Below are 23,967 nucleotides of genomic sequence, written 5' to 3'. Positions count from 1 at the left end.
GGAGGCTGGCCGGGGTTTTCAGTGCGGGAACGTCACGATCAGAACTTCATCTCCAGGGTGGCGCGCGCCTGCGGCGAGCTCGGTGAAATGCTGTTGCGGGTGATCGTACCGCTGGCATCCGCATACGTGGTGGTGCTTTCGAAGTCTTGCGCCAGCAGGTTCGACACGGCCAGGCGCAGCTGGTTCTTCGCATCGAACTTCCACAGCGCGTAAATGTCGAGGTCGCGCCGCGGCGACGTATAGGCGCTCTGGCGCTCGGTGATGCGCACGGGGCCGCCATTGCGGAAGTTGAAGCTGCCGCCCGTCGTCAGCACGCCATCGGGCGTCTTGTAGTCGAGGCCGAAGTTGCCGCTGACGGGCGTTTGCTGGTCGAGCCGGTTGTCCGGTCCCGGCACCTGCTCCACCTGCGACCAGTTGCGGCTGACGCTGGCGCGCAGGTCGATGGCCGGCACAGGCGCGGCCAGCACGGCGCGCAGCGGGAACTTCGCTTCCAGTTCCAGTGTCTGTGTATTGGCGCGGCCATCGTTGACGGGCGTGGAGACCCAGCGGTCATTGATGAACAACAAGCCCTGGCGCGTGTAGCCATCGATGCGGCGGGCCGAGGCGCGCGCGCTGAGCAAGGCGCCTTCGGCCCAGTAGTGCTCGTACGACACATCGATGCCCAGCGCCAGCTCCGGCTTCAGATACGGATTGCCTTCGCGGTCGGGGTCCGTCTGACTATTGTTGGTCGAAGTATTGCGGCGCGGAATCAGGCTTGACGTAGGCTGCGCCTTGTAGGTGCGCGTCAGGGCCAGGCGTACCTGGTCGCCCTTGGTATCGGGCAACTTCCACAGGGTTTGCAGCAGCGGGCTCCACACGCTGGTGCGCTGCTGCACTTCGTCATAGGTGTCGCCCGCGCTGCGCGTGTCGATGCCTTCCCAGCGCACGCCCGCATACATGGACCAGCGCGGCGTGATTTCCCAGTCATCCTGTACAAACAGGGCCAGGCGCTTGATCGTGGCGTCGAAACCTTCGTCGCTGTTGACGGGCGGACGCGCGCCCAAGGTGCCCAGGGCCGCTTCGCGCTGCCGGCGCGATTCCTCGCGCTCCGTGTAGGCGCCATCCCAGCCCATCGACAGGGCATGGCCGGGCAGCAAGGGCGTGGAATACTTGCCAGTCGAACTGACGCCGTTTTCCGTCGCCTTCACGCCCACCTTGCGCTCGAGCGCCAGACCACTGCCATCGATAAAGCCCTGCTGCAGGCTGTCGGACGTATTGCGGGCGGCCGAGGCGCCCACTTTCAGTTCCAGCCTGGCGCCGCCGGCCAGCTTGTGCATCCACGTCAGGTCGCTGCGGCCGAAGGCATTGTGGTTGCTGGAGCTGCCCGTATTGCTGTCGTAGTCGGGACGCACGCCCTGCTCCGTTTCCGCGCGGCTGAAATTGCGGTGGTTCGAGCGCCCGCCATTGAAGAAGAATTGCGCCGTCACATTGTCGCCGTTGGCCAGCACCCAGTTCAGGCGCGGCGACAAGTTGATGCCTTCCGGACGGCCATCGCCCGTGCCGTTCGTGCGGCGCAGCAGGTTTTGCCGGCCATCGGGCGCGTAGCCCAATTCCAGCCCGGGATTGTCGTAATGGTAGTCGTAGCGGAACAGCGAGCCGGCCAGCGAATACGAGAAATTGCCGTCGCGGTCGGACAGTTGCACGTTCACGCTGGGCGAAAAGCTCACGTCGCTGCCCTGCACGCCCAGCTTGAGTTCGCGCTGCGCCGTCTTGACGGCTTTTTTCAGCACCACGTTGATGGTGCCGGCAATCGACTGCGTGCTGTATTCGGCGCTGGCCGCATGCAAAATCTCGATGCGTTCGATCACGTCGGGCGACAGGGTATCGAGCGAGAAACCGGCCGGCGCCCGCTCGCCATTGAGCAGTATCTGCGTGTAGCCGCTGCCCAGTCCGCGCATGCGGATTTCGCCGCCCGAGCGCCCGGCCGCGCCGGACACGGTAATGCCGGGCAGGCGCTTGAGCACGTCGGTGACATTCGTGTCGCCATACTTGAGGATTTCCTCGCTGCCAACGACCATCTTGCTGGCCGTATCGTCGCGGCGCGGATCATAGCCGCTGCCCTTGACTTCGACAGTCTGCATGGCGGGAGCGGCGGATTTCTCGGCCTTCTCGGCCTTCAGCGGCACGGCGGCGTCAGTGGCAGCGGGCGTTTCGGATTGCTGGGCCTGGGCATTCCAGGCAAGTAACACGGAGGAACAAAGGATGGTAAGGCGAAGGCAACGGCGTGGCATCATGACCTGGCTAAAAAATTTGGCTGAATAAAAATGGCTAAAAGCTAAAAAACAGGCCGCTGTATTGTGCTGTAATTTTTTCCGAGTGACACAGTTTCCTGAAAATATTTCCTATGGCAAATTAAATTCGGCGGCCGACTGCACTACGCCCCCTTGCATACGGTACATATCATTGCGCGCCACATCGCCGCTATAATGCGTTTTCATCATTGTTCCCATCACCCCGTCAAAGGCTTCCCATCGTGTCTGACCGTCTTGCCGTTTTGCCTCAATATCTGCTGCCCAAGGGAGCGTTGACCAATTTTGCCGGCCGTGTCGCCGGTGCCAAGGGCGGCGCCATGACGACGCGTTTGATCCGCTGGTTCGTCGGCCGCTACAACGTCAACATGGATGAGGCGCTGGACCCGGACATCACGCATTACACGAGTTTCAACGACTTTTTCACGCGCGCGCTGCGCCCCGACGCCCGTCCGCTGGCGCAAGCCGACTACGTCTGCCCCGTCGATGGCCGCATCAGCCAGTTCGGCACGATCGACAGGGACCAGATCTTCCAGGCCAAGGGCCACAGCTTCAGCACCACGGCCCTGGTGGGCGGCGATGCGGCACTGGCGGCCCAGTTCGAACACGGCAGCTTCGCCAATCTGTACCTGAGCCCGCGCGACTACCACCGCATCCACATGCCGTGCGACGGCCGCCTGACGCGCATGATTTATGTGCCCGGTGAACTGTTCTCCGTCAACCCGACGACGGCGCGCGGCATCCCCGGCCTGTTCGCCCGCAACGAGCGGGTCGTCTGCGTGTTCGATACGGCCAACGGCCCCTTCGTCATGACCCTGGTGGGCGCCACCATCGTCGGCAGCATGGCCACCGTCTGGCACGGCGTCGTCAACCCGCCCCGCACAGGCCAAGTACGCGACTGGAGCTATGCGAACGACAATGTCGTGCTGAAGCAGGGCGAAGAGCTGGGCCGCTTCCTGCTCGGCTCCACCGTCGTCATGCTGTTCCCGAAAGATACCGTGACGTTCAATGCCAACTGGCAACCGGCCGGCCCCGTGCAGCTGGGTGAAGTCATGGGCAACTTGCCCAAATAAATTATCTGGGTGCGCGCCTACACGGGCGCATCCGTTTGATACATTTCTTCCATCAGGTCCAGAAACGCGCGCGTCTTGGCCGGCATCAAACGCCGGCCGGGAAACACGGCCCAGCCCGTGACCAGCGGAAAACTCCATTCCGGCAATACCCGCACCAGTTCCCCCGTCGCCACATACGCCTTGGCAAAGCGGTCCGTGCTGGCCGCGATGCCCACGCCCGTGCACGCCATGCGCACCAGCAATTCCGGCGAATTAGCCAGCAGGCGTACGGGCAAATCGCGCTCCCACGTCGTCTTGCCGCGGATCAAAGTCCAGTGCACGAGGCCATGCACGGCCCGTGGCAAGCTGAGCAAATCGTGGCCATACAGATCGTCGGGATGCTCGGGCAAGCCGTGCACGCTCGTGTATTGCGGCGAGGCATACAGGGCGAGCGTACTGAACGCCACGCGGCGCGCGGCCAGGCTGGCGTCGTCGGGCAAGTTGCCCATGCGGATGGCCAGGTCGAAATTCTCTTCCAGTAAATCCACGCGGCGCGCCGACAAGTCCAGTTCCAGCGAAATGGCCGGATAGCGGCGCACGAACTCGGCCAGCACCTGGCGCATCAGGGTGTCGCCAAAGTCGGCCGGCATGGAAATGCGCAGCAAGCCGCTGGGTCCTGCCTGGCGGTGCTGTGCCAGCGCGCCGGCCGCCTCCGTCTCTTCCACCACCTTGCGCGCATGCTCGAGCAGGCTGGCGCCAAACTCCGTCAGCGCCAGCTTGCGCGTGGTGCGCAGCAATAGGCGTTCGCCCAACTTCGCTTCCAGCAGCGAGATGCGCCGCGACAGGGTCGACTTGGGCAAGTCCACGCGCACGGCGGCGCGCGAGAAACTGCCGCACTCGACGACGCGCGCAAACAGCAGCAAATCTCCGGGATCGATATCCATAGCTTACCTTTACACTTCATTGTTCCATCAGTGGGTTAATGTTATCCATTTTAACGGCTTCCGCATCAATTTTGGAATTGCTATAGTTCATCCATCGCAAGACACCTCACAACGGAGAAAACAAGATGAACATCCTGCAAATCAATTCCAGCGCCCGCAGCACCGGTTCCGCCTCGACCCGCCTGGCTGACGCCATCGTTACCCGCGTGCAAGCGGCCAACCCCGGTGCCACCCTGACCCGCCGCGACCTGGCTGCCGCACCGCACCCCGTGCTCGACGAGCCGACCCTGCAAGCGCTGTTCACCCCGGCAGACAAGCGCACGCCGGAGCAAGCGGCCCGCATCGCCCTGGACGATGCGCTGATTGCGCAAGTGCAAGCGGCTGACGTGATCGTCATCGGCGCGCCGATGTACAACTTCGGCATCACCGTGCAACTGAAAAGCTGGTTCGACGCGATTGCCCGCGCCAACGTCACCTTCAAGTACACGGAAAACGGCCCCGTGGGCCTGCTGACCGGCAAGAAAGTCTACGTGGGCCTGTCCCGCGGCGGCTTGCACCGCGACAGCGCCAACGATAGCCAGGTGCCTTACCTGAACACCATGTTCGGTTTCCTGGGCCTGACCGACGTGCAATACGTGTATTCGGAAGGCATGGGCATGGGCCCGGAAGCCGTGGCCAAGGCGCAAGCCCAGGCGGATGCCGAGATCAACGCCATCCTGGTGTAATCCCAGCAGTGAAAGGGGCGGCGCACTGGCGCCGCCCTGGCCTAGAGGAGAGAACAATGAGCGATACCACCACCGTCAACAAGCCACGCGCCGTCGAGCGCGTGATCGCCGGCCAGGCTGTCATGGATGGCGCCGGCGTGAAGATCAACCGCGTGCTGACGCAGCAGCTGCAGCGCCGCCTCGACCCGTTCCTAATGCTCGACAACTTTGCCAGCGACAAGCCGAACGACTATATCGCCGGCTTCCCCGAGCATCCGCACCGCGGTTTCGAGACCGTGTCGTACATGATCACGGGACGCATGCGCCACAAGGACAGCGCGGGCCACGAAGGCTTGCTGACCTCGGGCGGCGTGCAATGGATGACGGCCGGCAGCGGCGTGATCCACTCGGAAATGCCGGAACAGGAAGAAGGCGTGATGGAAGGTTTTCAGCTGTGGCTGAACCTGCCCGCACGCGACAAGATGCGCACGCCGTGGTACCGCGATTTCACCAGCAGCGAAATCCCCCGCTACACGACGGATGCGGGCGTGACCGTGCAAGTGATCGCCGGCGAGAGCCATGGCGTGACGGGCGCCGTGCAGCGCGAGCTGACGGAACCGTTGTACCTCGATATCGACTTGCCGGCCGGCAGCAGCTTCGAGCAGCCATTGCCGCCAGGCCATAACGCTTTCATCTACACCTTCCGTGGCGAAGTGCAGGTCGACGGCAAGGCCGTGCCCGCCCTGCGCATGGCGATCTTCGCCAACACGCCGGGCAGCGACGGCGTGCGCATCGAGGCGCCGCAAGGCGGCCGCGTAATCCTCGTCGCCGGCCAGCCCTTGAACGAACCCATCGCGCAATATGGCCCGTTCGTCATGAATACCCAGGCGGAAGTGTTCCAGGCCGTTCAGGATTTCCGCGAAGGCAAGTTTGGCGAGACGGCCGTGCAGTAAAGTTGTCTGCCTCATCAAAAACCTGCAGTGCCTCCGGGCCTGCAGGTTTTTTTACGTGCCGACTACTTTGTTGCTTTTCAATTACACTGGCGGCAACATCATTCCACAAAGCATTCCATGCAACCGACGCACACCGAACACGACGCCACCCATTTGCACGCCCACCTGAAAGGCGACGCCAAGCACACCCACTCGTTCGAGGGGCGCAGCCAGAGCATCCTCGCCTGGGCGCTGGGCCTGACCCTGTCATTTGCCGGGATCGAAGTGGCGGCCGGCTTCCTGTCCAATTCGCTGGCCCTGATTTCCGACGCGGGCCACATGGTCACGGACGCGGCCGCGCTGGGCCTGGCACTGCTGGCGCAACTGATCGCGCGCCGCCCTCCTTCGCCCCGCCACTCGTTCGGCTTTGGCCGCGCCGAAGCGCTGGCCGCCTTCGTCAACGGCCTGGCCATGCTGTGCGTGGTGGGCTGGATCTGCTATGAAGCCGCGCTGCGCTTTTCCTCCCCGCAACCCGTAAAGGGCGGCATGGTCTTCATCGTCGCCTTCATCGGCCTGGCGATCAATATAGTCGTGGCGTGGGTATTGTCGAAAGACAAGCAAAGCGTGAACACGCGCGCCGCCCTCGTGCACGTGATGGGCGATTTGCTCGGTTCGGTCGCCGCCATCGTCGCCGGCGCCGTGATTTACTTTACGGGCTGGATGCAGATCGACCCGCTGCTGTCCGTGCTGGTGTCACTGCTGATTTTAAAGTCGACATTCGGCGTGCTGCGCGAGTCCTACCATTTCCTGATGGAAGGCGTGCCCATGCATATCGACTACATCCAGGTGGGCGCTGACGTGGAGCAGGTGGATGGCGTGATCGCCGTGCACGACCTGCATGTGTGGGATATGTCGCCGGGCCAGCCGGCCCTGATCGGCCACGTGGAAATCGAACACCTCGACCATTGGCCGAAGGTCTTGCGGGCGATCAAGAAGATGTTACTGAGTAAGCATGGCATCGACCACATCACCTTGCAGCCGGAGACGGCGGCGATGGCGGGCTTGCATCAGGGTGACAAGACGCATTGATTGAACCCAAGGGCAAATACCGGGGTCAGACCCTGAGGGTCTGACCCCGGCCTCTGCTTTTGGGTTAAACAAGATTAACTGCGTCTTGCTTCCAGCACCCCACTCACATCCTTGATCACATTCAGTGCCTTCAACAACTGCGCCGTCGAGCTGATCTCGGCCGTAAAGGTCATGCGGGCCTGGCCCTTGGCGCTTTGGGTATTCACGCCGATGACGTTGATCTTTTCCCGCGAGAAGATTTCGGAGATATCGCGCAACAAGCCCTGGCGGTCGCCGGCCAGGATGAAGATATCGACCGGATACACGGTGTCGTGCCCGCCCGTGCTGCCCCATTCCGTGAAGATCACGCGCTCGGGCGACTTGGCGCGCATTTCCTCGAAGTTCTTGCACGTGGCGCGGTGGATAGAGACGCCCTTGCCGCGCGTCACAAAGCCGACGATGCTGTCCGGCGGTGCCGGCTTGCAGCACTTGGCCAGCACCGTCATCAAGCCTTCCGTCCCCACCACCAGCACGCCGGACTTGGCGCCCTGCTCCACGCTGGAAGCGCGGCTCTTGCCGACCAGCACGGCGTCTTCCGGCACCACCACTTCGCCATTGTCGTGCAGCGCCTGCTCCACGTGGCGCAGGCTGAATTCATCCTTGCCGACCGACAGGAACAGTTCGTCGACCTTGGCAAAGCCCAGCTTTTGCGCCAGGGCTTCGAGGTTGACGGCCGTCTTGCCTTCGCGCTGCAAGGATCTCTCCACCAGCGCGCGGCCATGGGCCAGGGTTTCCTGCATGTCGATGGCGTGGAACCAGGCACGGATCTTCGAGCGCGTGCGCGTGCTGACGGCGTAGCCGGCGCTGAGCCAGTCGCGCGACGGCCCGGCCGTGCCCGGTGCGCCCTTGGCCGTGATGATTTCGCAGGTCTGGCCGTTTTTCAGCTGGGTATTCAGGGGCACCATGATGCCGTCGACCTTGGCGCCACGGCAGCGGTGGCCCACGTCCGTGTGCAAGTGATACGCAAAATCGACGGGCGTGGCGCCCACGGGCAATTCCAGCACCCGCGCCTGCGGCGTCATGACGAAGATACGGTCGTCCAAGGTGGCAGATTTCAGCTTTTCCACCCATTCGCGCTGGATTTCTTCCTGGCCCACGACGGCGTCGGCGACCTCGGTTTTCCAGGCCAGCAGCTGGCGCAGCCAGGCGATCTTTTCGTCGTATTTCTGGCCGGCAAAGTTCGAGCCGCCCTCTTCCTTGTAGCGCCAGTGCGCCGCCACGCCGTATTCGGCAAAGCTGTGCATTTCATTCGTGCGGATTTGCACTTCCAGCGGGCGGCCATCCTCGGCCGTCACCACCGTATGCAGCGACTGGTAACCGTTCGGTTTCGGCCGCGAAATGTAATCGTCGAATTCTTTCGGGATGGGGGTCCAGATATTGTGGACCACGCCCAGCACCGTGTAGCAAGTCTTCACGTCGGCGACGATGACGCGGAAGGCGCGCACATCGTACAGGGCCGTAAAGTCCAGCTCCTTGCCGCGCATCTTGTTCCAGATGCTGTAAATGTGTTTCGGGCGGCCAAACACTTCCGCCTGGATACCGGCCGAGGCCAGCTCCGTCTGCAGGCGCAAGATCGCCGAGGAAACAAAGCCCTCGCGCATCATGCGCTTTTCTTCCAGCATCTTGGCGATGCGTTTGTACGCTTCCGGCTCGATGAAGCGGAACGACAAGTCTTCCAGCTCCCACTTCAGCTGCCAGATACCGAGGCGGTTGGCCAGCGGCGCGTACAGGTCCAGGGTTTCCTTGCCGTACTCGCGCGTCATTTCATTGAACAATTTCAACTCGGCGAAATAGCGCAAGGTCGTCACGCAGGAAGCCAGGCGCACCAGCACGACGCGCATGTCGGAAGCCATCGCCAGCAACATCTTGCGCAGGGTTTCCACCTGGGCCACGGCTTGCTGCGCCGCATTCTTGCCGCGCCCGCCAGCGCTGCCGTGCTGCGCCTGGGTCAGCGCGCGCAAGCGGATCAGCTGGCGCACGCCTGTCGCCAGGTCGCACACCTGCTTGCCGAAGCGCGGCTCGATGTCGGCCGCCGTGTCCGGTTCCAACAGGGTCAGCTCGAACATCAGGCCGGCGATACGCGTTTCCGCATCGCTGCGCAGGAAAGCCAGGGTGGTGGCCACGCCGATGGCGAAGTCCAGCGCGGAGCGGCCGGCAAAGGTCAGCTTGTCGCCATACGCTTCGGTGGCATACGCGAGCGCGTCCAGCACGCGCGCACTGTCCGGCGCACTCAAGCCCTCTACCAGTTGTTCCGAGGTGACGCTATTCGGGGCCGAGATGGAAACCATGTAATACCTTTTAAACTTAATAACTCAACAACTTGATGACTTAACGTTCTGCAGCGATGATGACGATTTCAACCAGGCATGCCGGATTGGCCAGCTTCGCTTCCACCGTGGCGCGCGGCGGCGTGTGGCCGGAAGCCACCCAGTCGTCCCACACTTCATTCATGCCGGGAAAATCCTTCATGTCGGCGATGTAGATCTGGCACGACAGGATGCAAGTCTTGTCGCTGCCCGCTTCCATCAGCAAACGGTCGACGTGGCCGAGCACTTCGCGCGTCTGTCCGACGATGCCCTGCGTGGTGTCTTCCGCGATCTGGCCCGCCAGGTAGATGGTGTTGTTGTGTATGGCTACTTCGGAGAGGCGTTTGCCTACGTGCAGTCGTGTAATTTCCATGCTTCTTCTTTCGGTTGTTTCAAAATCTGTACAGCGTTATTGCTTGTTGCCTTCTTATTTGCCCAGCAAAAACTTGCGGGCGATGGCGATCTGGTCATCGTGGACAAAAGTTGGCGCATGGCCCACGCCGGCGATTTCCACCAGCTCCGCCTTCGGGCCGCGGCCCAGCATGCGCGTGGCCGTTGCGTGCGACAGCAGATCGGATTCCGACCCGCGCACCAGCAAGGTGGGGCAACGCACGGCATCATACGCGGCCCACAGCATGGCTTCGTCGCTGGCCGCCGATTCCGGCGTGGCCGAGCGGAACGGCATGGCAAGTCCCATATCATAGTGGCGGCGCCAGTGACCATCCTTATCCTGACGCAACACATCCACCGCCAGTTTATGCCATTCCGCGTCCGTGTGCGGGCCGAAGCTGGCGGACACGTCGCGCACAAACTTGGCGCCCTGTTCAAATGTCTCGAAACGCAAGTCCTGGCCGATATAGTCGCCGATGCGCTGCAAGGCTTCCGGCGCCAGGGTCGGGCCGATATCGTTCAGCACCAGCTTGCTGATCGGGCTGTCCGGCAACGATGCCAGGCCCAGGCCGATCAAGCCGCCCATCGACGTGCCGAACCAGTCCACCGTCTGGCGCTCGCCATTGGCCAGCACGCGCGCCAGCAGGGTCACCATGTCGCTCACATATTGCGGCACGCGGTAGAACTGGGGATTGGCCAGCCAGCCCGAGCGCCCGCGTCCCACCACGTCGGGGCAGATCACGCGGTAATCGCTGGCCATGGCGCGCGCCAGGTTGTCGAAGTCGTCCGCCACGCGCGTCACGCCGTGGGCGCAGACGAGCACGTTCGGATTGTCCGCCGCGCCCCACTCCTTGTACGACATGGTGTGCAAGCCTGCGGGGGAGATGCACTGGACGGATTTGATGCTCGCTTCGATCATGCCAATTCCTTATTCGATATAAAAAGAGCACCGCTTCCTGCCTGCCATGGGGTGTCCCGCGCGCGACGCTACGGCAGTGTAGCGCAGCGCGGGCAATGCTCCAAGCGCACGCCTGAAATGCTGCGCCGCAGCACGCCAGTCATGGCGCAATACCCGATATAGCGAAAATGCATATCTGCGGTTATCCACAATTGAGGCGGCCTGGCAATGAGTGGATGATCGCAGCATCAACCCGCAAGAGGAGACCACTCGTGAAAAAACCATTCTATAAAATCCTGTACGTGCAGGTGCTGTTCGCCATCGTGGCCGGCGTGCTGCTGGGCGTGTTCTACCCTTCCAACGCTGTCGACATGAAACCGCTGGGCGACGGCTTTATCAAACTGATCAAGATGATCATCGCCCCGGTGATCTTCTGTACCGTCGTCTCCGGCATCGCCGGCATGCAGGACGTCAAGAAGATCGGCCGCGTGGGCGGCAAGGCCCTGATCTACTTCGAAGTGGTCTCCACCTTCGCGCTGGCCATCGGTTTGCTGGTTGCTAACATCCTGAAACCGGGCGCCGGCTTCAACGCCGATCCGGCCCACCTGGACGCCAAGTCGATCGCGCAATACACGCACGCCGAAGGAATGACGACCACCGATTTCCTGATGAACATCATCCCGAAGACTTTCGTCGATGCGTTCGCCAAGGGCGACATCCTGCAAGTGCTGTTGATCGCCATCCTGTTCGGTTTCTCGCTGTCCCTGCTGGGCGAGCGCGGCCGTCCCGTCACCAAGCTGATCGACGAGCTGTCGCACGCCATCTTCGGCATGGTCAACATCATCATGAAAGTCGCCCCTGTCGGCGCGTTCGGCGCGATGGCATTTACCATCGGCAAATACGGCCTGGCTTCGCTGATCCCGCTGGCTAAACTGATGGGTTCGTTCTACCTGACCTGCTTCCTGTTCGTCTTCGTCGTGCTGGGCCTGATCGCCAAGTACACGGGCTTCTCCATCGGCCGCTTCTTGCTGTACATCAAGGAAGAACTGCTGATCGTGCTCGGTACCAGCTCGTCGGAATCGGCCCTGCCGGCCCTGATGAAAAAACTCGAGCGCCTCGGCTGCTCGAAACCGGTGGTCGGCCTGGTCGTGCCTACCGGCTACTCGTTCAACCTGGACGGCACCAACATCTACATGACCATGGCGGCCCTGTTCGTGGCACAAGCCACCAACACGGAACTGACGATCTGGCAAGAGCTCACCATCCTGGGCGTGGCGATGCTGACCTCGAAAGGCGCGTCCGGCATCACGGGCGCCGGCTTCATCACCCTGGCCGCCACCCTGGCCGTGGTGCCGACCATCCCCGTGGCCGGCATGGCGCTGATCCTGGGCATCGACCGCTTCATGAGCGAATGCCGCGCGCTGACGAATTTTGTGGGCAACGGCGTAGCCACCATCGTCGTGTCGAAATGGGAAAAAGAACTGGACATGGACAAGCTGCACAGCGAGCTGGCCCATCCCACCCACCCGACCGACGACGCGTATGTCGCCCCGGCCGTGAATATCGTCAAGTAAGCCGTACTCTTCATTGAAAAGCCCCGCAGAGCGATCTGCGGGGCTTTTTTCATGGCGCGCGCATCTTATCGCATCATCAATCCACAGTAAATCATGCATCAATATTTCACTGGATGATCAATGAATCAAAAAGAATTACAGTTACAACACTGTTCGCCCGCAAGCTCCCGCATAATGACATTGCGTTAATGCAAGCCTGACACCGAACCATCCTCACTTTTGAATGGAGTACGTCATGTCCCTCTCGCCCGCCTTCTACGCCACCTGGAGTCCACGCCTGCTGGGCGTGCTGCGCATCATCTTCGGTTTCCTCTTCCTGCAACACGGCACGGCGAAACTGTTCGGCGCGCCGCACGTGGCCATGTTCGACGGCCTGCAACTGTTTTCCGTGATGGGGGCGGCCGGCGTCATCGAGCTGGTCGGCGGCACCTTGCTGCTGGTCGGCCTGTTCACGCGCCCCGTCGCCTTCATCCTGTCGGGCCAGATGGCGGCCGCCTACTTCATGGCGCATGCGCCAGCCGGTTTCCTGCCGATCTTGAATGGCGGCGAAATGGCCGTGATGTACTGCTTCACCTTCCTGTATTTCGCGGCAGCGGGCGGCGGCGCCTACAGCCTGGACGGGCTGCGCGGCAAGGCCGGCGCATAAAAAAAGGGCGGACATCGCTGTCCGCCCTTTTATTCCATACAACAAGCCATTTATACGGCCGACACGTCCAGCTCAGCGCCCGTGGCCTCTTGCACTTGTTCCTTGGTCACGCCCGGCGCCAATTCCACCAGCTTCAGGCCGTTTTCCGTCACGTCGATGACGCCCAGGTCGCTGATGATGACGTCGACCACGCCTACGCCCGTCAGCGGCAAGTCGCACTGCTTCAGCAGCTTGTGCGACGTCGTGCCATCCTTGGCCGTGGCCACGTGCTCCATCAGCACGACGACGCGCTTGACGCCGGCGACCAGGTCCATCGCGCCGCCCATGCCCTTGACCATCTTGCCTGGAATCATCCAGTTCGCCAGGTCGCCCTTTTCCGACACTTGCATGGCGCCCAGGATGGCCAGGTTGATCTTGCCGCCACGAATCATGCCAAACGAATCAGCCGAGCTGAAGTAGGCTGCGCCGGGCAAGGCCGTCACCGTCTGCTTGCCCGCGTTGATCAGGTCGGCATCGACCTCATCGTCCGTGGGGAACGGGCCGATGCCCAGCAAGCCGTTTTCCGACTGCAGGAAGACTTCGATATTCTCCGGCACATAGTTCGCTACCAGGGTCGGCAAGCCGATGCCCAGGTTCACATAAAAGCCATCCTGCAATTCTTTCGCCGCGCGCGCGGCCATTTCGTCTCTAGTCCAAGCCATGATGTTCTCCGTATTCTTTTTTATGCTTCAGTGCGCACGGTGCGCTGCTCGATGCGTTTTTCCGGGTTCGCGTTGACCACGATGCGGTGCACGAAGATGCTCGGCGTGTGGACCTGGTCCGGGTCGATCTCGCCCACTTCGACCAGTTTTTCCACTTCGACGATGGTGATCTTGCCAGCCATGGCAACGTTCGGGTTGAAATTGCGCGCCGTCTTGCGGTAGACCAAATTGCCCGCGCGGTCGGCCATGTAGGCTTTCACCAGCGACACATCGGCCACCAGGCTGCGTTCCATCACGTATTGCTCGCCATCGAATTCGCGCAGCTCCTTGCCGTCGGCAACGATGGTTCCCACGCCCGTCTTGGTGAAGAAGGCGGGAATGCCGGCGCCGCCGGCACGCAGTTTCTCGGCGAGGGTGCCTTGCGGGGTGAATTCCAGTTCCAGCTCGCCGGCCAGGTACTGGCGCGCGAATTCCTTGTTTTCGCCCACATAGGAGGCGATCATTTTCTTGATCTGGCGCGTGGTCAGCAGCTGGCCCAGGCCGAAGCCATCCACGCCGGCGTTATTCGAAATGGCTGTCAGGCCCGTCACGCCCGAATCGCGCAAGGCGCCGATCAGGGCTTCGGGAATGCCGCACAGGCCGAAGCCGCCGACGGCGATGGTCTGGCCATCTTGGACGATACCGGCCAGCGCCGCAGCGGCGTCAGGATAAACTTTATTCATGGGTGTCCCTCTATCTTTTGTTAAGCTTTGGTCTTGAGTCCATGACTCAGGCAGCGACTCAGCATAAAATACGCGAGTGGAAAGTACAATACCGTAGAACTACCGGCGCCGTGCCCGCAATCCCCCTGTGAGAGTGATACGTATCAGATGAACGCCGCGTCAGCCATCGATTATGAAAGCATCTTCCTGCACGCGCCCGTGGGCATGTGCATGTCGGAAAACCGCATCATGCGCAGCTGCAACGAAGCGCTGGCAGCCATGTTCGGCTATGCGCGCGCCCAGCTGGACGACCAGTCGTTCGAAGTACTCTACCCCACGCACGATGAATTCCTGCGCACCGGTGACCGCATCATCCCCATCATGAACGCCAAGGGACGCTATTCGGACGAGCGCATCATGCGCCGCAGTAATGGTGAATTGTTCTGGTGCCACGTCACGGGCCACGCCATGCTGGCCGCACAGCCGCTGGGGCCGGGCATCTGGACGTTCGAGGATGTCAGCGAGAAACGTCCCGTGACGGCGGAGCTGACCCCGCGCGAGCGCGAAATCGCCGCCCTGCTGGTCGAAGGCAAGACCAGCAAGGTCATCGCCCGCCAGATCGACCTCAGCCCCCGCACGGTGGAAATGCACCGTGCCAAGCTGATGCGCAAGTTCGCCGCTTCGACCTCGTCCGAGCTGGTACACAAGCTGGTGGGCTTGCAGCTGCAGCGCTAGGGCTGCAGCGCAAGCCGGTGCCTTAGAAGGTACTCATTCCACCGTCTGCAGAAATAATGGCGCCATTGATGAAATGCGAATCCTCGCCCGCCAGCAACAGCAGCAGGCCGTCGAGGTCTTCCGGCTTGCCCGGACGTTTATTCGGCAGCATTTCGATCAATTTCTTGCCCTGCTCGGTGGCAAAGTAATCTTCATTGATTTCCGTGGAAATATAGCCGGGGCAGATGGCGTTCGTGTTGATGCCGTACTTGCCCCACTCCACGGCCATGGCGCGCGTCATGTGCACCATGCCCGCCTTGCTCATGCAGTACACGCCGATCTGCGGCAGCACCTGCAAGCCTGCCATCGAGGCGATATTGATGATGCGGTGCTGTTTCTTCGGGTCGCCCTTGGCGCGCGCGATCATGCGCTTGGCCGTTTGCTGGGCCACGAAGAACGATCCGCGCAGGTTGGTGTCCATCACGAACGAGTAATCTTCGGGCGTGACGTCGACCAGGCGTTGCGTGGTGGAGACACCGGAATTGTTGACGAGGATATCAATGGGGCCCGCTTCCGTTTCCGCATGCGCGATGGCCGACTTGATGCTGGCGAAATCGGTCACGTCGAGCGACACCACATGCGCGGCGCCGCCGTCCGCTTCGATCTCGGCGCGCAATTCCTTCAGGCGTTCGGTGCGGCGCGACGCCAGCACGACCTGTGCGCCAGCCTGGGCCAGCACTTTCGCAAAGCGCGCGCCGAGGCCGCTCGATGCGCCGGTAATCAGGGCAATCTTGCCCTCGAAATTGACTTCTATGCCCACGAGCTACTCCTGTTTTATTTTAGACAACACTTTACGCCGTGCCACTGGCACAGGGGCAAAATACCCTGCATCGCACTTGAGCAAAGGTAAACGCCATCATTACACAAAATGGCCGGATTTAGATTGCGGCGAGGGGCAATGTCACGCAAAATGGCGCCAAAGTTGCAATCCTCGCCAAAAACAAGCACACTCGTGCTTAAATTTCCCCGATGATGCTTTATTCCCTATCCTTGCTACCTAATTGAGTGACTATAAATCGAGACCATGACACAGCCTAATAACTTAGTTGAACAGTACGGACCGCGCGAAACCATGGAGTATGACGTGGTGATCGTCGGCGGTGGCCCCGCAGGCTTGGCCGCGGCGATCCGCCTGAAGCAGCTGGCCGCTGAAAAGAGCCAGGAAGTGTCCGTCTGCGTGCTGGAAAAAGGCGGCGAACTGGGCGCGCATATCCTGTCGGGCGCCATCATGGACCCGAAAGCGCTGACGGAACTGATTCCAAACTGGAAAGAACTGGGCGCGCCCCTGAACACGGAAGTGACGGAAGACCGCATCCTGTTCCTGACGGAAACCAAAGCGTATAAAACGCCAGGCTTCGCCGTGCCGGCCTGCTTTGAAAACCACGGCAATTACATCGTCTCGCTGGGCAATGTGGTGCGCTGGATGGGCCAGCAGGCGGAAAACCTGGGCGTGGAAATCTTCCCCGGCTTCCCTGCCGCGGAAATCCTCTACAACGACGACGGCTCCGTGAAAGGCGTGGCGACCGGCAACATGGGCGTCAAGCGCGATGGCGAACCGGGCCCCGACTTCCAGCTCGGCATGGAATTGCACGCCAAGTACACCCTGTTCGCCGAAGGCGCGCGCGGCCACCTGGGCAAGCAATTGATGGCCAAGTATGACTTGAACGCCGGCAAGGACCCGCAGTCCTACGGCATCGGCATCAAGGAATTGTGGGAAATCGACCCGGCCCAGCACAAGCCGGGCCTGGTGATCCACTCGAGCGGCTGGCCGCTGGACACGAAAACCTACGGCGGCTCCTTCCTGTACCACCTGGAAAACAACCAGGTGATGGTCGGCTACGTGGTGGGCTTGAACTACGAAAACCCGTACCTGTCGCCGTACGAGGAATTCCAGCGCTACAAGACGCATCCGGAAATCCGCAAGTTCTTCGAAGGCGGCAAGCGCATTTCGTACGGCGCGCGGGCGATTGCGGCCGGCGGCCTGCAATCGCTGCCGAAACTGGTGTTTGCCGGCGGCGCGCTGATCGGCTGCGATGCGGGCTTCCTGAACATGAGCCGCATCAAGGGCAGCCACGCGGCCATCAAGAGCGGCATGCTGGCGGCGGACGCGGCCTTCGGCGCGCTGGGCGAACAGCGCCAGCACGACGAACTGACGAGCTACCCTGTCGCCTTTGAACAATCCTGGCTGCATGAAGAGCTGCACGTGGCGCGCAACGTCAAGCCATGGCTGTCGAAAGGCTTGTACCTGGGCAGCCTGATGACGGGCATCGACCAGCTGATCTTCCGCGGCAAGGCGCCATGGACCCTGCACCACTCGCATGGCGACCACGAATGCCTGAAACCGGCCGCCCAGTCGAAAAAGATCGTGTATCCGAAACCCGATGGCAAGCTGACCTTCGACAAGATGTCGTCCGTGTTCATCTCGAACACGAACCACGCGGAAGACCAGCCGATCCACCTGACGCTGAAGAACGCCAGCGTGCCCGTCGACGTCAACCTGGCCACGTATGCGGGTCCGGAAGCCCGTTACTGTCCCGCCGGCGTGTACGAGTTCGTGAAGAACGACGACGGCGCCGAACGCCTGCAGATCAATGCGCAGAACTGCGTGCACTGTAAAACCTGCGACATCAAGGATCCGACGCAAAACATCGTGTGGGTGACACCGGAAGGCGGCGGCGGGCCGAACTATCCGAACATGTAAGTTTCCCGCACGCCCCAGCTTCTTCGCCGGGGCGTTTTTCATACGGCCGCGATAAATTTCCTATTGGAAATTTTCCCATCGCTTCCCGCGCCAGTTACAATTCCCGCCACGGCAGCGGCCGACCTGGCCGGACAGCCGCATGTCGCATCACCCTCCCGCAACTTCACCGTCACAAAGAGCAATGTAGTGCAAATCACAACAGAAGCCAATTACACAGGCACCCTGCAAGATCATCCCCTCTCCGCCCACTTCACCGTGCTCGGCTATGCCGATGGCGCCAGCAGCACCTTGCCGCCGCAGTTTTTCCGCGACTGGCTCGACCAGGAGCCGGGCTTTGGCCATTTCTTCATCGGCCGCTGCTCCGGTTTCGGCGTCGGTTCGCAAGTGAAATACGACAGCGGCAAGCAAAGCCTGTGCGTGGGGCGCTTTGTCGCCGGCGGCGCGCGCCTGCGCTTCGTGCTGAATGGCCAGCATGAAATGCGCACGATATCGACCTATATGCTCGGCGTGCTGGGCGGCGGCCTGAAATCGGCCGAGCCACCGCAGTACGACGACACCGTTATCAAGAACGATGTCTGGATCGGCGATGAAGTCATGGTGTTGGGCGGCAGCGTGATTGAAAACGGCTGCGTCATCGGCGCGCGGGCGCTGCTGCCACCCAATTTCCGCTCCGAGCCCTACGGGATATATGCGGGCTCGCCGGCGCGCCTGCTACGCTACCGCTTTTCCGAAAAGGTGCGCGCCGGGCTGGTGGAACTGGCCTGGTGGGAAATGCCGCTGGCCTGGATACGCGCCAACAATGCCATGTTCATGGAAGACCTTTCCACGGATGAGGCAAAAGCGCTGCTGGTCATCGACATCCTGAAGACCAGCCGCAAGCAATGGGAACTGGAGCACGGCGCCATCGCCGTGTGAAGCCGCCGCCGGGGCGGCACTGCCATTCGCACAATATTTTCCGGTGCGCTGTGGCTTTGCGGGCACGCCGCTGCCAGCGGCGCATCGCCACGCAATAAAATTCCCATGGGAAAGTTTCTATTCCCCTCCCCAACAGTTACAATTCCAGCTGACCTTACTTTTCCCACTTGCCATGACCGATAGCGCCACCACTGAGATGCCTCTCGACACCGACCTGCAAGCAGCGCTTGCGGCGCACCAGGGGGGGCTGCTGGAGCAGGCAGAAGAGCTGTACCTGGCTATTTTGCAGGCCCAGCCTTATCACGCCATCGCCAATCACAACATGGGCTTGCTGGCGGGACAGGTTGGCCAATTCAAGGCCGGCCTGCCATACCTGCACAAGGCGCTGTCGGTGAATCCGGACGAAGGCCAGTTCTGGCTCTCCTACGCGGACGGCTTGCTGAAAGCGGGCGAGCGTGAGCAGGCGCTGGAAATCGTCAACGAAGCGATCACCCGGGGGCTGGACAACGAACAGTCGCAAACGCTGCGCAAGCGCGTGGAAACGGCGATTGCCGCCGCGCCGGACGCACAGGAAATCCAGGCCGTCATCGACCTGTACCAGGCCGGCCGCCATGCCGAGCTGGAAGCGGCCAGCCGCGACCTGACGCAGCGCTACCCGCTCTCCGACTTTGCCTGGAGCGTGCTGGGCACCGCGCTGCAACAGCAGGGCAAGGATGCGCTGCAGGCATGGCAACGCACCGTGGAGCTGGCGCCGCACGACGCCGAAGCGCACGGCAACCTGGGCACCGCCTGCCAGGCGCGCGGCATGCACGAGGAGGCCGTCGCCAGTTATACGCGCGCGCTGCAGCTGAATCCGGACTTTGTCGAAGCTTATGGCAACCTGGCCGTGACCTTGCAGTCGCTGGGCCAGCTGGAGCAGGCCGAGCAGGCTTACCGGCAGGCGCTGGCGCTGCGCCCCGATTATGCCAAGGCCCACTTCAATCTTGGCAATACGTTAAAGGCGATGCAGCGCAATGACGACGCCATCGCCAGCTACAAGGCGGCGCTGGCCCTGCTGCCCGGCGACGCGGAAGTCTACCTCAATCTCGGCAACGCCCAGCAAGACCTGAAACAATGGCAAGCCGCCATTTTCAGTTACCGCGCCGTGCTGCAGCTGGCGCCGCATAACACCGCCGTGCATGCCAACCTGGCCAGCGCGCTGCATGAAGCGGACGACTTCAAGGGCGCAGCAGCCAGCTACCGGCGCGCCATCGAGGCGACGCCGAACGAAGCCATGCTGTACAACAACCTGGCCCGCGCGCTGCAATCGCAGGGCCACGTCAGCGATGCCATCGCCGCCTATGAACAGGCACTGGCCATCGATGGCAACTTCGTGCAGGCGCTGAGCAGCCTGGGATTGCTGCAATGCCAGGAAAAAAATTATGCGTCGGCCATCGCCTTGTGCCAGCGCGCGCAGCTTCTGCAACCCGGCGATGCCCAGGCCTGCGGCCAGCTGGCCATCGTTTACGGCGCCGCCGAAGAGCAGGACAATGCTCTGCTGTACTTCCAGCGCGCGATCGACCTGGCGCCCGGCAGCGCCCTCGCCTACAACCAGCTGGGCGATTATTACAACACCATCCGCCGCTATGCCTTGGCCGTCGAAGCCTATCACGGCGCGACCGAGCGCGAACCGGACAACGACGAGGTGCAGAACAATCTCGGCGTGGCGCTGCAGGCACTGCAGCGCTACGACGAAGCCCATGCCGCCTATCTGCGCGCGCTGGAACTCAACCCGAAGAACGTCTCGGCCATGTGCAACCTGGGCTCCGTGTTCCAGGCGCAAAAAAACTATGGGCAGGCGCAGACACACTACCAGGCGGCGGTTGCGCTCGACCCCACGTACGAGCGCGCCCACTTCGCGCTCGGCAACTGCCACGCGCTGACCAATGCGCCAACTGCGGCGCTGGAATGCTACCGCGCGGCGCTGGCCCTGAATCCCGACTTTCGCGACGCCTATGTCAACATCAGCGCCACCCTGAGCAATCTCGGCCGCATCGATGAAGCCATCGAAACCTGCCGCGCCGGCCTGAAAGTGTGCCCGCTGTGGGAGACCCTGTTCAGCAACTACCTGTTCCTGCTGTCGCACAGCGCCAACCTCGATGCGGCCACCCTGTTTGCCGAGCATCTGCGCTTTAGCGATACGTTCGAGACGCATGTGGCGAAAAGTGTCAAGGAGCACGGCAATGCGCGCGACCCGCTGCGCACCCTGAAAGTGGGCCTGGTCTCGGGCGACCTGCACAACCATCCCGTGCCACATTTCATCATCCCGGTGCTGGAGAATATCCGCGCCGAAGCGGGACTGTCGCTGCATGCCTACCATAACAATGCGCAGGATGACCACGTCACGCAGCGCTTGCGCGAAGTCATCCCCCACTGGCGCCAGGTCGAGCAGATGACCGACCTCGAACTGGCGCAGCAGATCCGCGACGACGGCATCGACATCCTGATCGACCTGTCGGGCCACACGGGCAAGAACCGCCTGCTGGTCTTTGCCAGCAAGCCGGCCCCCATCCAGGCCAGCTGGATCGGCTATCCGCTGACGACGGGCCTGCGTGCCATGGATTATTACCTGACCGATCCCTATTTCGCGCCGGACGGCATACTCGACAGTCAATTCACGGAAAAGCTGGTCCTGCTGCCGGCCTGCTCGCCGTTCCTGCCATCGGAATATGCACCCGGCATCCACCCTGCTCCCGCGCTGGCGAATGGCTACCTCACCTTCGGCAGCTTCAACCGCCTCAGCAAGATCAACCGCCAGGTCATCGCGCGCTGGTCCATGCTGCTGCGCGCCATTCCGGATGCCCGCATGCTGATCGCGGCCATGCCCACTTCCACGCCGTATCCGCTGCTCATGGACTGGTTCGAGGAAGAAGGCATCGCGCCGGAACGCCTGACCTTCGAGGGCCGCACGGGCATGACGCAGTTCATGGCAATGCACCATCGCGTCGATATCTGCCTCGACACTTTCCCGTACGGCGGCGGCACGACGACCTTCCACGCGCTGTGGATGGGCGTGCCCACCCTGACGACGGCTGGCGCCACCATGCCCAGCCGCGCCGGCACGTCGATCCTGCTGCAGGTGGGACTGGAAGAATTCATCGCCAAGGATGACGACGACTATGTACGCAAGGCACAGGCCATGGCGGCCAACCCGATGCTGCTGGGCGCCTACCGCTACAGCATGCGCCACCGCCTGGAACAATCGGCCATGGGCAACCCCAAGCTGATTACGGAAGGCCTGGAAAACAGCCTGCGCATCATGTGGCAGCGCTGGTGCGAAGGCTTGCCGCCCGTCTCGTTCGAGGCCCCCGTGGCCGTCCCCAACCCGCCGATTGGACTCGCATGAGCACGCAAAACAAGAAACCCGTGTATGTCACGCAGCCGCTGCTGCCTGACTTGCAGGACTTCCTGCCCTATCTGGAAACCATCTGGGAAAACAAGATCCTGACGAATGGCGGCCCGTTCCACCAGCAACTCGAACAGGCATTGTGCGACTACCTGGGCGTGAAATACATCAGCCTGTTCGCCAATGGCACCCTGGCGCTGATGACGGCGCTGCAGGCGCTGCGCATCAACGGTGAAGTCATCACCACGCCGTATTCGTTTGTCGCCACCGCGCACTCGCTGCTGTGGAATAGCATCAAGCCCGTGTTCGTCGATATCGATCCGGACAGCCTGAACCTCGACCCGGCCAAGATCGAGGCCGCCATCACGCCGCAAACCACGGCCATCATGCCGGTGCACTGCTACGGCCGGCCATGCGACGTCGCCGCCATTGAAAAGATCGCCGACAACTACAACCTCAAGGTGATCTATGACGCGGCACACGCGTTCGGCGTGCGCCACCAGGGAGGTAGTGTGCTCAACCATGGCGACCTGTCCGTCCTCAGTTTTCACGCCACGAAGGTCTTCAACACCTTCGAAGGCGGCGCCATCATCTCGCCGGACGCCAAGACCAAGCAGCGCATCGACCACCTGAAAAATTTCGGCTTCGTCGACGAAGTCACGGTGGTGGCGCCTGGCATCAACGGCAAGATGAGCGAAATCAACGCCGCCTTCGGCCTGCTGCAGCTGAAAAATATCGATGCGGCACTGGCCCAGCGCAAGGAAATCGATGCGCGCTACCGGCGCAACCTGGCGCCCGTGCATGGCATCGACTGCCTGCAGCCGGCGCTGGACGCCACCACCAATCACGCGTACTTCCCCATCCTCGTGCGGCCGGAATTTCCGCTGAGCCGCGACGCGCTGTTTGCCATACTGCGCGAAAACAATATCTATGCGCGGCGCTATTTCTACCCGCTCATCAGTGACTTCCCCATGTACCGCGGCATGCCATCGGCGGCGCCCGCCAACCTGCCCGTGGCCCGCAGAGCGGCGGAACAGGTGATTTGCCTGCCCCTGTACCCGACCCTGGAAACGGCGCAGATCGACGCCATCAGCGACCTCATCGCCATGCACGGGGTGCCAGCGGCGCTGCTGAAAACAGCATGAGAGTGGCCATCATGCAGCCGTATTTCCTGCCGTACATTGGCTATTACCAGCTGATCGCGGCGGCCGACCTGTTCATCGTCTACGACAACATCAAGTACACGAAGAAAGGCTGGATCAACCGCAACCGCATGCTGCTCAACGGGCAAGACGCGACCTTCAGCGTGCCGCTGAAAAACGGCTCGGACCAGCTGCACATCGGCGAGCGCGAGGTCTCGGCCCAGTTTGACGGGGAAAAGCTGCTGAACCAGCTGAAGGCGGCGTATGCGCGCGCGCCGCACTTCCAGGACATCTTTCCGCTGCTCGAAGCGGTGGTGCGCCACCCTGCCGCCAACCTGTTCGACTTCCTGCTGCACAGCCTGGAAGCGACCTGCCGCCAGCTGGGCATCGACACGCCCCTGGTGCGCTCGTCCGGCATTGCCATCGATCATGGACTCAAGAGCCAGGACAAGGTGCTGGCCCTGTGCCAGGCGGTGGGTGCGCAGCGCTACATCAATGCATCCGGCGGCCAGGAGCTGTACCAGGCGGAGGCCTTCCAGGCCCGCGGCATCGTCCTGGAATTCATCCAGCCGCGCCCGGCGAGCTATGCGCAGTTCGGCGGCGAATTCGTGCCGTGGCTGTCGATCGTCGATGCCATGATGTTCAATGCCCCGCAAACATTGCAACTTGCCATCCAGAATCAGTATGATGTCATTCATCCGCCTGCCTGACAGCGGCAGCGCGCAAGCATCAGCCCATGACGACCTCTAACCATGCCCGTGCAGGCATCCACGCCACGCCAGCCGT

At 62.0% G+C, this 23,967-nt stretch carries 20 protein-coding genes; 12 read left to right on the top strand and 8 right to left on the bottom strand.

Annotated features, from left to right (window positions below; genetic code table 11):
* Positions 1 to 38 precede the first annotated feature (38 nt).
* Positions 39 to 2,228, bottom strand: coding sequence for a TonB-dependent receptor plug domain-containing protein (locus LSO07_RS13265; RefSeq protein WP_318526580.1), 2,190 nt, complete (start codon positions 2,226 to 2,228; stop codon positions 39 to 41).
* 284 nt (positions 2,229 to 2,512) lie between these two features.
* Here LSO07_RS13265 and asd point away from each other — a divergent pair, with 284 nt between their 5' ends.
* Complete coding sequence (asd, locus tag LSO07_RS13260) at positions 2,513 to 3,361, top strand: archaetidylserine decarboxylase (RefSeq protein WP_151094681.1); 849 nt, start codon at positions 2,513 to 2,515, stop codon at positions 3,359 to 3,361.
* Between the two features lie 17 nt (positions 3,362 to 3,378).
* On the opposite strand, the gene LSO07_RS13255 is transcribed toward asd, so the two are convergent.
* Positions 3,379 to 4,284, bottom strand: coding sequence for a LysR family transcriptional regulator (locus LSO07_RS13255; RefSeq protein WP_034784204.1), 906 nt, complete (start codon positions 4,282 to 4,284; stop codon positions 3,379 to 3,381).
* A gap of 125 nt (positions 4,285 to 4,409) precedes the next feature.
* On the opposite strand from LSO07_RS13255, the gene LSO07_RS13250 reads away from it, so the two are divergent.
* The 3 genes from LSO07_RS13250 to LSO07_RS13240 all read left to right on the top strand — a co-directional run bounded on the left by LSO07_RS13250 (position 4,410) and on the right by LSO07_RS13240 (position 7,009).
* Positions 4,410 to 5,009 carry an FMN-dependent NADH-azoreductase gene (locus LSO07_RS13250; RefSeq protein ID WP_151094679.1) on the top strand — a complete coding sequence of 200 codons (600 nt, stop codon included), beginning with the start codon at positions 4,410 to 4,412 and terminating at the stop codon, positions 5,007 to 5,009.
* A gap of 56 nt (positions 5,010 to 5,065) precedes the next feature.
* Entirely contained in the window at positions 5,066 to 5,941 is an 876-nt protein-coding gene (locus LSO07_RS13245) for a pirin family protein (RefSeq protein ID WP_151094677.1), read from the top strand.
* 117 nt (positions 5,942 to 6,058) lie between these two features.
* On the top strand, positions 6,059 to 7,009 hold the full coding sequence (locus LSO07_RS13240) for a cation diffusion facilitator family transporter (protein ID WP_151094675.1): 951 nt from the start codon (positions 6,059 to 6,061) through the stop codon (positions 7,007 to 7,009).
* 74 nt (positions 7,010 to 7,083) lie between these two features.
* Here LSO07_RS13240 and LSO07_RS13235 read toward each other — a convergent pair whose 3' ends face one another.
* From LSO07_RS13235 to LSO07_RS13225, 3 genes are read right to left on the bottom strand one after another with little or no spacing between them, the layout of a single operon-like run.
* Positions 7,084 to 9,336 carry a RelA/SpoT family protein gene (locus LSO07_RS13235; protein WP_151094673.1) on the bottom strand — a complete coding sequence of 751 codons (2,253 nt, stop codon included), beginning with the start codon at positions 9,334 to 9,336 and terminating at the stop codon, positions 7,084 to 7,086.
* A 40-nt stretch (positions 9,337 to 9,376) separates the two neighbouring features.
* Positions 9,377 to 9,727: a RidA family protein gene (locus LSO07_RS13230; RefSeq protein ID WP_034784210.1), complete on the bottom strand. Its 351-nt coding sequence runs from the start codon at positions 9,725 to 9,727 to the stop codon at positions 9,377 to 9,379.
* 54 nt (positions 9,728 to 9,781) lie between these two features.
* Positions 9,782 to 10,663 carry an alpha/beta fold hydrolase gene (locus LSO07_RS13225; RefSeq protein ID WP_151094671.1) on the bottom strand — a complete coding sequence of 294 codons (882 nt, stop codon included), beginning with the start codon at positions 10,661 to 10,663 and terminating at the stop codon, positions 9,782 to 9,784.
* Positions 10,664 to 10,878: 215 nt separating this feature from the next.
* Here LSO07_RS13225 and LSO07_RS13220 point away from each other — a divergent pair, with 215 nt between their 5' ends.
* Positions 10,879 to 12,216 (top strand): dicarboxylate/amino acid:cation symporter, encoded by a 1,338-nt coding sequence (locus LSO07_RS13220; protein WP_225317291.1) that lies wholly within the window; start codon positions 10,879 to 10,881, stop codon positions 12,214 to 12,216.
* Between the two features lie 235 nt (positions 12,217 to 12,451).
* Positions 12,452 to 12,862 (top strand): DoxX family protein, encoded by a 411-nt coding sequence (locus LSO07_RS13215; protein ID WP_151094667.1) that lies wholly within the window; start codon positions 12,452 to 12,454, stop codon positions 12,860 to 12,862.
* Positions 12,863 to 12,912: 50 nt separating this feature from the next.
* On the opposite strand, the gene LSO07_RS13210 is transcribed toward LSO07_RS13215, so the two are convergent.
* Positions 12,913 to 13,563, bottom strand: coding sequence for a CoA transferase subunit B (locus LSO07_RS13210; protein WP_070253603.1), 651 nt, complete (start codon positions 13,561 to 13,563; stop codon positions 12,913 to 12,915).
* A 20-nt stretch (positions 13,564 to 13,583) separates the two neighbouring features.
* Positions 13,584 to 14,285, bottom strand: a complete 702-nt coding sequence (locus tag LSO07_RS13205) for a CoA transferase subunit A (protein WP_151094665.1) — start codon at positions 14,283 to 14,285, stop codon at positions 13,584 to 13,586.
* Between the two features lie 147 nt (positions 14,286 to 14,432).
* On the opposite strand from LSO07_RS13205, the gene LSO07_RS13200 reads away from it, so the two are divergent.
* Positions 14,433 to 14,999, top strand: coding sequence for a LuxR C-terminal-related transcriptional regulator (locus LSO07_RS13200; RefSeq protein ID WP_034784217.1), 567 nt, complete (start codon positions 14,433 to 14,435; stop codon positions 14,997 to 14,999).
* A gap of 22 nt (positions 15,000 to 15,021) precedes the next feature.
* Here LSO07_RS13200 and LSO07_RS13195 read toward each other — a convergent pair whose 3' ends face one another.
* Positions 15,022 to 15,798 carry an SDR family oxidoreductase gene (locus LSO07_RS13195; protein ID WP_034752351.1) on the bottom strand — a complete coding sequence of 259 codons (777 nt, stop codon included), beginning with the start codon at positions 15,796 to 15,798 and terminating at the stop codon, positions 15,022 to 15,024.
* 264 nt (positions 15,799 to 16,062) lie between these two features.
* On the opposite strand from LSO07_RS13195, the gene LSO07_RS13190 reads away from it, so the two are divergent.
* The 5 genes from LSO07_RS13190 to LSO07_RS13170 all read left to right on the top strand — a co-directional run bounded on the left by LSO07_RS13190 (position 16,063) and on the right by LSO07_RS13170 (position 23,891).
* Positions 16,063 to 17,739: an electron transfer flavoprotein-ubiquinone oxidoreductase gene (locus LSO07_RS13190; protein WP_174718100.1), complete on the top strand. Its 1,677-nt coding sequence runs from the start codon at positions 16,063 to 16,065 to the stop codon at positions 17,737 to 17,739.
* A 186-nt stretch (positions 17,740 to 17,925) separates the two neighbouring features.
* Complete coding sequence (locus tag LSO07_RS13185) at positions 17,926 to 18,654, top strand: acetyltransferase (protein ID WP_151094663.1); 729 nt, start codon at positions 17,926 to 17,928, stop codon at positions 18,652 to 18,654.
* Positions 18,655 to 18,850: 196 nt separating this feature from the next.
* Positions 18,851 to 22,039, top strand: coding sequence for a tetratricopeptide repeat protein (locus LSO07_RS13180; protein ID WP_191909665.1), 3,189 nt, complete (start codon positions 18,851 to 18,853; stop codon positions 22,037 to 22,039).
* Positions 22,036 to 23,184 carry a dTDP-4-amino-4,6-dideoxy-D-glucose aminotransferase VioA gene (vioA, locus tag LSO07_RS13175; protein ID WP_151094659.1) on the top strand — a complete coding sequence of 383 codons (1,149 nt, stop codon included), beginning with the start codon at positions 22,036 to 22,038 and terminating at the stop codon, positions 23,182 to 23,184. Before LSO07_RS13180 ends, vioA begins: the two co-directional genes overlap by 4 nt.
* On the top strand, positions 23,181 to 23,891 hold the full coding sequence (locus LSO07_RS13170) for a WbqC family protein (protein WP_151094657.1): 711 nt from the start codon (positions 23,181 to 23,183) through the stop codon (positions 23,889 to 23,891). Before vioA ends, LSO07_RS13170 begins: the two co-directional genes overlap by 4 nt.
* Positions 23,892 to 23,967 lie beyond the last annotated feature (76 nt).

Source organism: Janthinobacterium sp. PLB04 (genome assembly GCF_021165895.1).
In the GTDB taxonomy this organism is placed as follows: Bacteria; Pseudomonadota; Gammaproteobacteria; order Burkholderiales; family Burkholderiaceae_D; genus Janthinobacterium; species Janthinobacterium lividum.
This window is presented reverse-complemented; position numbering and strand designations above follow the sequence as displayed.

Bases quoted from the DNA above. Each gene is read 5' to 3' on its own strand.
- LSO07_RS13190 (WP_174718100.1), top strand. From the start codon at position 16,063: ATGACACAGCCTAATAACTTAGTTGAACAGTACGGACCGCGCGAAACC.
- LSO07_RS13240 (WP_151094675.1), top strand. From the start codon at position 6,059: ATGCAACCGACGCACACCGAACACGACGCCACCCATTTGCACGCCCAC.
- LSO07_RS13225 (WP_151094671.1), bottom strand. From the start codon at position 10,663: ATGATCGAAGCGAGCATCAAATCCGTCCAGTGCATCTCCCCCGCAGGC.
- LSO07_RS13200 (WP_034784217.1), top strand. From the start codon at position 14,433: ATGAACGCCGCGTCAGCCATCGATTATGAAAGCATCTTCCTGCACGCG.
- LSO07_RS13245 (WP_151094677.1), top strand. From the start codon at position 5,066: ATGAGCGATACCACCACCGTCAACAAGCCACGCGCCGTCGAGCGCGTG.
- LSO07_RS13180 (WP_191909665.1), top strand. From the start codon at position 18,851: ATGCCTCTCGACACCGACCTGCAAGCAGCGCTTGCGGCGCACCAGGGG.
- LSO07_RS13220 (WP_225317291.1), top strand. From the start codon at position 10,879: ATGATCGCAGCATCAACCCGCAAGAGGAGACCACTCGTGAAAAAACCA.
- LSO07_RS13210 (WP_070253603.1), bottom strand. From the start codon at position 13,563: ATGGCTTGGACTAGAGACGAAATGGCCGCGCGCGCGGCGAAAGAATTG.
- vioA (WP_151094659.1), top strand. From the start codon at position 22,036: ATGAGCACGCAAAACAAGAAACCCGTGTATGTCACGCAGCCGCTGCTG.
- LSO07_RS13235 (WP_151094673.1), bottom strand. From the start codon at position 9,336: ATGGTTTCCATCTCGGCCCCGAATAGCGTCACCTCGGAACAACTGGTA.
- LSO07_RS13205 (WP_151094665.1), bottom strand. From the start codon at position 14,285: ATGAATAAAGTTTATCCTGACGCCGCTGCGGCGCTGGCCGGTATCGTC.
- LSO07_RS13250 (WP_151094679.1), top strand. From the start codon at position 4,410: ATGAACATCCTGCAAATCAATTCCAGCGCCCGCAGCACCGGTTCCGCC.
- LSO07_RS13170 (WP_151094657.1), top strand. From the start codon at position 23,181: ATGAGAGTGGCCATCATGCAGCCGTATTTCCTGCCGTACATTGGCTAT.
- LSO07_RS13255 (WP_034784204.1), bottom strand. From the start codon at position 4,284: ATGGATATCGATCCCGGAGATTTGCTGCTGTTTGCGCGCGTCGTCGAG.
- LSO07_RS13215 (WP_151094667.1), top strand. From the start codon at position 12,452: ATGTCCCTCTCGCCCGCCTTCTACGCCACCTGGAGTCCACGCCTGCTG.
- LSO07_RS13230 (WP_034784210.1), bottom strand. From the start codon at position 9,727: ATGGAAATTACACGACTGCACGTAGGCAAACGCCTCTCCGAAGTAGCC.